Origin of the sequence: Citrobacter sp. HN-141, assembly GCF_033341895.1 — a bacterium.
In the GTDB taxonomy this organism is placed as follows: domain Bacteria; phylum Pseudomonadota; class Gammaproteobacteria; order Enterobacterales; family Enterobacteriaceae; genus Citrobacter.
In genome coordinates this window covers 3,504-12,499 of sequence record NZ_JAWPBF010000036.1, presented here as the reverse complement: position 1 = coordinate 12,499, position 8,996 = coordinate 3,504, and the positions used below count along the sequence as shown (strand labels likewise).

7 protein-coding genes and 1 pseudogene are annotated in these 8,996 nt (G+C 52.0%); 3 read left to right on the top strand and 5 right to left on the bottom strand.

The features are described from left to right. Positions 1-87: 87 nt before the first annotated feature. The 4 genes from RYZ59_RS24090 to RYZ59_RS24075 all read right to left on the bottom strand — a co-directional run bounded on the left by RYZ59_RS24090 (position 88) and on the right by RYZ59_RS24075 (position 3,619). Positions 88-1,176, bottom strand: a complete 1,089-nt coding sequence (locus tag RYZ59_RS24090; RefSeq protein ID WP_000633445.1) for an AAA family ATPase — start codon at positions 1,174-1,176, stop codon at positions 88-90. A gap of 145 nt (positions 1,177-1,321) precedes the next feature. Continuing rightward, on the bottom strand, positions 1,322-2,281 hold the full coding sequence (locus tag RYZ59_RS24085) for a YbgA family protein (RefSeq protein ID WP_000208727.1): 960 nt from the start codon (positions 2,279-2,281) through the stop codon (positions 1,322-1,324). Between the two features lie 102 nt (positions 2,282-2,383). Further along, complete coding sequence (uraH, locus tag RYZ59_RS24080) at positions 2,384-2,794, bottom strand: hydroxyisourate hydrolase (RefSeq protein WP_000750474.1); 411 nt, start codon at positions 2,792-2,794, stop codon at positions 2,384-2,386. Positions 2,795-2,893: 99 nt separating this feature from the next. Continuing rightward, positions 2,894-3,619: a MerR family transcriptional regulator gene (locus tag RYZ59_RS24075; RefSeq protein WP_000331736.1), complete on the bottom strand. Its 726-nt coding sequence runs from the start codon at positions 3,617-3,619 to the stop codon at positions 2,894-2,896. 117 nt (positions 3,620-3,736) lie between these two features. Here RYZ59_RS24075 and RYZ59_RS24070 point away from each other — a divergent pair. Beyond that, positions 3,737-4,066 (top strand): annotated as a pseudogene (locus RYZ59_RS24070) (lipocalin family protein); the annotation flags it as partial. Positions 4,067-4,871: 805 nt separating this feature from the next. Here the strand turns inward: RYZ59_RS24070 and RYZ59_RS24065 are convergent. Further along, on the bottom strand, positions 4,872-5,882 hold the full coding sequence (locus RYZ59_RS24065; RefSeq protein ID WP_000200069.1) for a RepB family plasmid replication initiator protein: 1,011 nt from the start codon (positions 5,880-5,882) through the stop codon (positions 4,872-4,874). 740 nt (positions 5,883-6,622) lie between these two features. On the opposite strand from RYZ59_RS24065, the gene sopA reads away from it, so the two are divergent. Both sopA and RYZ59_RS24055 read left to right on the top strand, forming a co-directional pair. Then, a complete protein-coding gene (sopA, locus tag RYZ59_RS24060; protein ID WP_000523812.1) occupies positions 6,623-7,789 on the top strand; it encodes a plasmid-partitioning protein SopA in 1,167 nt (388 codons plus the stop codon). Next, positions 7,789-8,760: a ParB/RepB/Spo0J family plasmid partition protein gene (locus tag RYZ59_RS24055; protein WP_000817037.1), complete on the top strand. Its 972-nt coding sequence runs from the start codon at positions 7,789-7,791 to the stop codon at positions 8,758-8,760. Before sopA ends, RYZ59_RS24055 begins: the two co-directional genes overlap by 1 nt. Positions 8,761-8,996 lie beyond the last annotated feature (236 nt).

Below are 8,996 nucleotides of genomic sequence, written 5' to 3'. Positions count from 1 at the left end.
GGTAAGCAGAGTTTTTGAAATGTAAGGCCTTTGAATAAGACAAAAGGCTGCCTCATCGCTAACTTTGCAACAGTGCCCTCTGGGAGACTACCCCAGCCTCTCCACCTTCGTTTCTCCTTCCACCATCGACAGCTGATACAGCGAAAACGATCTCTGTTTCTCAATTAAATTCGCCAGTTCCGGCGAGTGGCTGGTCAGCCAAATTTGCGAGTAGCGGCTGGCCTCGGCGATTAAGCTCGCCAGCGCGGGCAGCATCTGCGGATGCAGGCTGTTTTCCGGTTCGTTGAGGGCGATAAAGGCCGGTGGACGCGGGCTTAATAGCGCCACCGCCAGGCACAGAAAACGCAGAGTGCCGTCGGAGAATTCCGCCGGCTCCAGCGGTCTGCTTAGCCCTTCACGCTGCATCATCATCCGGAAGCGTCCGCCGGTGTTGTCGCTGTAAAACACGCAGCCGGGGAAGGCCTGGTCGAGGATGCGCATCAGCAGCAGCTCGTCGCCAATTTCCACGATGGTCTGAAACGCCGCCGCCAGGTTTGCGCCGTCGCTGGCCAGCACTGGGGAGCGGAAACCGACCTGAGGCGCGCGCATGGCCGAGCCGATTGATACAGAAAACTCCTGATAAAAGCGCCAGTTACGCAGCGACTCGCGCATCTGCGACACTTCCGGGTAAAGATGCGGCTCGCCAAGCTGGCCGAACACCGATTCGTTCTCATACAGCGTGCCGCTGTGGGTGACTTTCTCGTGATGCACGTTGTTCAGAAATACGGCCTGATTTTTACGCTTCATCAGCTGTGACGACGGGCGGCGGTATTGACCACTCAGCCAGATGGACTCTTCTTTGATCACCGGATCGAGTTGAAACTGTGAGGGGTAAGGCAGTTTTTCGACAAAGCCTACCTGCAGCTCGTATTCGTAGGTTTCGGTTTCAACGGCCAAATTCATCCGCCGCAGCTGGTCGCTGCGGGTTTTGCCTGCCCAGAACACTTTTAAAATCCCACCCTCGTTCGCCAGTGCCTGCGAAAACTGCCCCTGTGCGGCGCTGTGCATCAGGTGGATCGCCTTGTAGATATTGGATTTTCCGGTGCCGTTTGGGCCAAAGACGATGTTGAGCTGTTCCAGCTCCAGCGACATTTCGCGAATCGAGCGGTAGTTTTGAATGTGCAGGGTGGTGATCACAGGCAGTCCCTTTTTGCGTTACAATCCTGTACATAATTACAGTCTTTTGTGTGGAATGCAAAAAAGAGACGACAGTGAGGGTGTCGTCTAAACGGGGTACTGCTTTGGGCCTCTGTGGGTCAAACGGGCCTTCGCATTTTTATCGTCAGGTTACTGCCAGACGCAGACCCAAATCATCAGGATAGGGATCAAAGTAGTTTTGCGTCATCAGATACCGGTCAGGGTATTCGGCCATGTAGTGTTTCAGTAGCGTCAACGGCGCGAGGATGGGTAGCAGCCCGTCGCGATAGTGCAGGATCACATCGCGCAGCTCGACGCGCTGGCGGCTGTTCAGCTGGTTACGGAAATAGCCCTGGATATGCATTAGCACGTTGGTATGGTTTTTCCGCGAGGCGGGCTTTTTCAGGATGGTCATCAGCTTTTCGCGGTACGCCACGAAGAACGCGTCCAGATCTTCCCATTCATGCAGCGACGCAACGAACGGGCCAATCTCGCGGTAGCCCGCCTGATGGTGCGCCAGAAGCTGCAATTTATAGCGGCTGTGGAAATCCAGCAGCGCGCGGCGCGTCAGGCCTTTAGCGCGCAGCGTGTTCAGCTCGTGCAGGGCAAATACCCGCTCGATAAAGTTTTCCCGCAGCACCGGGGCGTGCAGCCGACCGTCTTCCTCCACGGGCAGCCACGGGTAGGTTTCAAGCAGGGCGGCGGTGAACAGCCCGACACCCTCCTTGCGGCCCCGGTTGCCGTTTTCATCATATAGCCGCACGCGTTCCATGCCGCAGCTTGGCGATTTCGCGCAGACGATAAATCCCGACAGATCGCCGATTTTTGGCAGATAGTCCGCCGTAAAGTCGGCCATTTTCTGCGTTATATCATCATGGGGCGGCTTGCTGAAGCGGAGCTGCGTTTCGCCGCTGTCCGTCAGCGTCAGGCGTATGGCCGGGCGTGGCGTCGGCAGGCCAATCGCCATTTCCGGGCAGACGGGCCTGAAACTCACCCACTGGGCCAGTTCATCCATGACAAAGCCCATACGCTTGTGTCCGCCGTCGAAGCGAACGGCAGACCCGGTCAAACATCCGCTAATACCGAGCACAGGTTTTGTTGTCATGGTGTGGTCCTCCCGTTCTTCTCTTTAAAACTTACACAACATAACTAATTTGTCCAAGTATTAGCGGAATTATTTTTTATTTGCCTTTAAAATCAACGTTTCTTAACTGCCCTTGTAAGTTGAATAACCGTATTGGCTCAGCAGGAGAGGGATGTGCAGCTTTTCGTTGGTCCGGGTTACGGTGAACAGCACCGGGATCTCCGGGAAGAAGGAGTCCAGCTTCTTCCCGTGGAAGTAATCTGCGGTTTTAAAGGCCACTTTATAGACGCCGGGCTGCATATCCTGATCCTCCGGATAAAGCGATTTGATGCGGCCGTCATGGTCAGTTTTGCCGCTGGCAATTGGGGTCCATTTGTCCTGCTGCTGTTTTTCCAGCGTGACGGTAACGTACGATGGCGGCATCCCGGTTTGCTGGTCAAGAATGTGTACGCTCAGCGTGCCGGCAGGGGCGCTAAAGGCGGCAGGGGCAAAGGCCAGGGTGGTCAGCATCAGCAGAGAGGCAGTTTTTTTCATTGTGTTTTCCTGTGGGGTTGTCGGTCACAGGAACACGTTAGCATTTGTGGCGCGGGAAAATATTCAACTTTTCGTGAAGATTCCCGCAGGAGAAAATGATTAGAGGATAATCACTTCAAGCGATACCTGCTGCTGCCACTGCTCGATCTGCTTTTTGCGCGCGGCGGTGAGTTTACCGCGCGTGACCAGAAGCCAGTGGCGGTCCGGGAAAATCTCCGGGGCCAGCGTGGCGGGCGGCGTGGGTAAAATATCGATACGGTGGCCTTGCCCGGTGCGGGTTAAGGCTTCGAGCCAGACTTCGCACGGGTCATTCAGGTTCCAGCCGCTGAGCAGGATGTTGTCGCCCGGCGCTTTTTTATCGCCTTCCAAGCAAAACGAGGTGTAGGCGATGATGATGCCGTCGAGGATCTCCCGCAGGGTCATGGCGGCGGCGACGTTTGCCGACACCTGACTGCGCAGCGGACGCAGCACGTTCGCGACCAGTTCTGGTCTTGGGTACTCGCGTCCTGCGTCGTAAATCATCTGACGCAGGGACTCGATTTTGCCGTCCTGCAGGCGCTGTAACATGCTCTGCTGCAGCGTGAGCCAGTTGTTGGTCAGGCGCGACGTAGGGCGCTCCAGCAGCGGTTTGACCTGGCCAATCGGGACGCCTTTTTTTACCCAGTCGAGGATTTTTAGCGCCTGCTGGACGTCCTCATCGCTGTACTGGCGGTGGCCGCCCTCCGTGCGCTGAGGCTTGAGTAAGCCGTAGCGCCGCTGCCAGGCCCGCAGCGTGGTGGCGGTGATCCCGCTGAGTCTGGCGAATTCGCCGATGGAGTAAGCCATGTCCGTGTCCAGAGTTGAGGAATACTCTCAATATACTACGAATTTTCGCGGATGGGATGAAGCGCCGCCGCGGTGCACTACACTTAATTTCCAACCGTGCAAATGAAAGGAATTCTCATGAAGCTATGGCCTGTTGTGACCGGTGTTGCCATTGCCCTGACGCTGGTAGCCTGTAAATCCCCTACCCCACCGAAGGGCGTGCAGCCCATTTCCGGTTTTGACGCCAGCCGCTATCTTGGCAAATGGTACGAAGTCGCTCGCCTGGAAAACCGCTTTGAACGCGGCCTAGAGCAGGTTACCGCCACCTACGGCAAGCGCAGCGACGGCGGCATCAGCGTGCTTAACCGCGGCTACGACCCTGTGAAGAACAAGTGGAATGAGAGCGAGGGTAAAGCCTACTTTACCGGCGAACCGACCACGGCCGCGCTGAAGGTGTCCTTCTTGGGGTCAGTTTGGATATAGAGAATTATTGTACGGTAAGCCTGTTTTTTGAACAGGCTTACCTGTAGCAATAGGGTGTACTCCCGCGCTATACAGCGTTTTCAGGGGATTTTGTCTTAATCGGATAACCTAAATGCGATACAGCAAGAGCGACAACCTAAAAGCGATAGCCAATGACGATAAATCAATCACTTACGTATCCGAATTGGTTAAATAATGTGCTTAACGTACAAAAATTTCCGATCTCCAAACTGACCCCTAAATAGGCTGATTCGATGTGTTTGCGGGAAAAAAATCGGCCCAGATCCGCGAAATTTTAATCAGCGAGTCAGCTTGGGAAGAAATAACCTGCTTATTCGCACCTTCCCTAGCCAACACCTTTCTGCCATTCGGCTCCCGTTTCCTGATCGCATTTAACAGTGTGAAGCTGGCGCCGGGTTATACAGACAGCTGCAGTCTCATCCTGCCGGGCTAAACCTGCAGTACACAGGGGAACGGATACCGTCAGGTAACATGACCGTCTCAGCACCCGATTGAGATTTTCGTAAGGGATATAGAGCGTTACTGAAAAATTGACTGTGGCATGTTATCCCCCATGGAATGGTGAACAGACCAGGGATTACCCCCATTAAACCCGCATTCCGTAGTCAATATCTGCGTATCATGACCCGAAATCACATATGACAGTCAATATTGTTCGATCCGGGCAGACATGATAGAGAATAAATATTGACTGCGGTATGCGTGATGCATATCACAGTCAATGGAATGTCCTTAGCGGCATACGGCAGTCATGATATGCATATCGCAGTCAATTTTCTGGCTTCATCGCTGAGAGGGCTTCAGCCAGTTTAAGAGGATCGATGCCAGCAGCCTTCAGCGCCTTAATGACTTCGTCATAATTTTGCTCTGGCGCCTTCTCTTCTTCCTCTTTGCGCGGAACCTTCACAGGACTACTGATGAGTTTGGGGTTGCGATAATGCACGCTGAAATAGGTGGCTCGGCCACGTTTAAACTCGGTGTAATCCAGATAACCAATATCACGCAGCTGCTCCATCGCCTTACGCACCGTGTGGTTCTGTGTATAGACATTTGAGGTGAGATTCAGCCGGTCACGCATCCGTTTCATGGAAATAGGTGCAGGATTCTGGGGAAGACTTTCGATGTAGGTATAAAGCGCCTGGGCTGATTCCTTGCGCTGCAGGGCGTCAATGGCTTTCAGCCGCAGCAGTACCCTTCTGTCCATGTGGTAAAGCTCAAACAGCTTAGGTTCAGCCTTGATCTCAACGATATCCTCGTTGATGTCATAATAGGCTGACTGCACCAGATGGGTGGTCCATCCTTTGGTCTCGCTCTGGAACTTCAGCGTAACCGAGGCGAGTTTAAACAGGGAATTACTGATGCGATCGCGCATTTTTTTGTTTGAACGACGGGAGTCAAATCCGCACATCTTAACGAATTCGACGAACGACAGTTCCAGGGTGTCACTTTTTACCCCATACTCCGACATGGAGCGAATTATCCCCAGCCAGACTTTAAAATCCGTGTCCATATCAAGACGCGAACCGGTGATCTTAACGTCAGTGTATCCTTCGCTTTTGGCAATGGCCAGCTGTACAAGCTCCTCAGTCGCGTCTGTAACGTTTTTCCGGTTCGCCTTGCTCTTCCCTGTTGATTTCAGAGTTGGGACGAAGAGACCGAGTCTCATGAGCGCTACTGGCTGCACGGTACTGGTGCTGTTGACATCCAGCTTAACAACTTCACCGGTTGTCTTATCAACTTCCTGAAGGTTCAGAAGTAAGCTATTATTTTCGCTCGTCATCTTGATCCTCAACGGTTATCCACAAAAGGATGTAGTAATACGTATCGCAGTCAACGGATATACATACCTCAGTAAATACCGTTGCATATCACAGTATTAGATTATGCATATAACAGTCAACATTTTACATTCCGCAGTCGATCCAGACAGACGTTAAAGCCAGTTACAGCGCATGCTGGAGCGATCCGGGGATCTCTTTTGGATCTCACTATGATCTCCTTGGGATCAATTATTGGATCGAGACCATGAATAACCCAGATACAAGGCCGGAAGCGCCACACCAGATATCCAGACCCCTGGCCTGATTTTCCTGAATACGCTCTGGAAGATTGAGATCTACAGGTACAACAATGAAACATTGACTGCGGTATGCTGAGTCGTCTTTCCTACAGATGCGGTAAGCATCATACCATAGTCAATATATTACATACCGCAGTCAATTTCATTATAACTGGCTGATCCCGAGTCATCTTTAGCAACCCGACGTACGTGCAATCTGTGAGTTCTGTGATTTTCCGCTTCCTCGCCGCTTTCTCACTGTGTGAGATCGCTTACTGCGGCGAGCGGCAGTGATTAATATTGACTGCGGTATGTACTCTTTTGTAATCCCCTGCGTTCTTTCATTACCCAATGTGGTTCACTTTGCACTTTTTCGTGTGCTTTGCGATTTTATTGTTGCTTTGCAATAAATTCCAAGATTTAATAAAATAATGCAAAGTGATGATTAAAGGATGTTCAGTATGGGACTCATGGATACACTCAACCAGTGCATAAGTGCTGGTCATGAAATGACGAAAGCAATCGCCATTGCACAGTTTAATGATGACAGTCCGGAAGCCCGGAAAATAACCCGGCGCTGGAGGATTGGTGAAGCGGCAGATTTAGTTGGCGTGTCATCTCAGGCTATCAGGGATGCCGAGAAAGCTGGCCGGCTGCCGCACCCTGATATGGAAACCCGTGGGAGAGTTGAGCAACGCGTTGGTTATACCATCGAACAAATCAATCACATGCGGGATGTATTTGGTACACGACTGCGCCGTGCTGAAGATGCGTTTCCGCCGGTGATTGGCGTTGCAGCTCACAAAGGTGGTGTTTACAAAACCTCAGTATCCGTTCACCTGGCTCAGGATCTTGCTCTGAAAGGACTCCGTGTTCTGCTTGTTGAAGGCAATGACCCACAGGGAACTGCTTCTATGTATCACGGATGGGTGCCCGATCTTCATATTCATGCTGAGGACACTCTCCTGCCCTTTTATCTTGGGGAAAAGGATGACGCCAGCTACGCTATAAAGCCCACCTGCTGGCCTGGCCTTGATATCATCCCGTCCTGTCTGGCACTGCACCGCATTGAAACCGAGCTGATGGGGAAATTTGACGAAGGCAAATTACCTGCTGACCCGCACCTGATGCTCCGTCTGGCCATTGAAACTGTCGCTCATGATTATGACGTGATAGTTATCGACAGTGCACCCAACCTTGGTATCGGTACGATAAATGTTGTATGCGCTGCTGATGTTCTGATTGTCCCTACTCCGGCAGAGCTGTTCGACTACACCTCCGCACTGCAGTTTTTCGATATGCTTCGTGACCTGCTTAAGAACGTGGATCTTAAAGGCTTCGAGCCAGATGTCCGTATTCTGCTTACCAAATACAGTAATAATAATGGCTCACAGTCCCCGTGGATGGAAGAACAAATTCGGGATGCCTGGGGAAGCATGGTCCTTAAAAATGTTGTGCGCGAAACGGATGAAGTCGGTAAAGGTCAGATCCGTATGAGAACCGTTTTTGAACAGGCTATTGATCAACGTTCTTCAACCGGTGCCTGGCGTAATGCCCTCTCTATCTGGGAGCCTGTTTGCAATGAGATTTTTGATCGTCTGATTAAACCACGCTGGGAGATTAGATAATGAAGCGTGCTCCTGTCATTCCAAGACATACCACACATAGTCAATCGACTGAAGATACTTCATCACCGGCGCCGGCCGCGCCGATGGTGGATTCATTAATTGCGCGCGTGGGTGCTATGGCCCGCGGTAATGCAATCTCTCTTCCGGTATGTGGACGGGAAGTGAAATTTACCCTTGAGGTGCTCCGGGGAGACTCTGTTGAGAGCGCTTCACGCGTATGGTCAGGCAATGAGCGCGATCAGGAACTACTTACCGAAGATGCTCTGGATGATCTCATTCCTTCATTTTTACTGACCGGTCAGCAGACTCCAGCTTTCGGCCGCCGGGTTTCTGATGTCATAGAAATTGCCGACGGCAGCCGTCGCCGTAAAGCCGCAATCCTGACGGAAAGTGATTATCGCGTTCTGGTTGGTGAACTGGACGATGAGCAGATGGCTGCATTGTCCCGACTGGGTAACGATTATCGGCCGACGAGTGCTTATGAACGTGGCCTGCGTTATACAAGCCGGCTGCAGAATGAGTTTGCAGGAAATATTTCTGCGCTTGCCGATGCGGAAAACATCTCTCGTAAGATCATTACCCGCTGTATCAATACGGCCAAATTGCCTAAATCCGTTGTTGCCCTGTTTGCACATCCTGGAGAACTGTCTGCCCGGTCAGGTGAAGCCCTTCAGAAGGCTTTTGCAGATAAAGAAGAATTACTGAAGCAGCAGGCTGAGACTCTCCACGATCAGAAGAAAGCGGGACTAATCTTTGAAGCTGAAGAGGTCATTAGTCTTTTAACATCCGTACTGAAACAATCTCCCGCATCAAGAGTTAATCTGAGCTCACGTCATCAGTTTGCTCCAGGGGCAACAGCATTGTATAAGGGCGATAAAATGGTGCTTAACCTGGATAGGTCCCGCATTCCTGCGGAGTGTATAGAGAAAATAGAAGCCATTCTTAAGGAGCTTGAGAAACCAGGAGTCTGATGCGGACACGCTTTAGTCTACGGTGATCTCCCTTTACTTCATTTCCTTTCTCACAGGCCAGAAAACATAACTGGCCTGAATATTCTCTCTGGGACCACGGTCCCACCTGTATCGCCGCTCAGGTTATCTCCCTGGGACCACGGTCCCACCTGCGTCGTCGGTCAGCTTATCTGCCTGGGACCACGGTCCCACCTGTATCGCCGGTCAGGTTATCTGCCTGGGACCACGGTCCCACC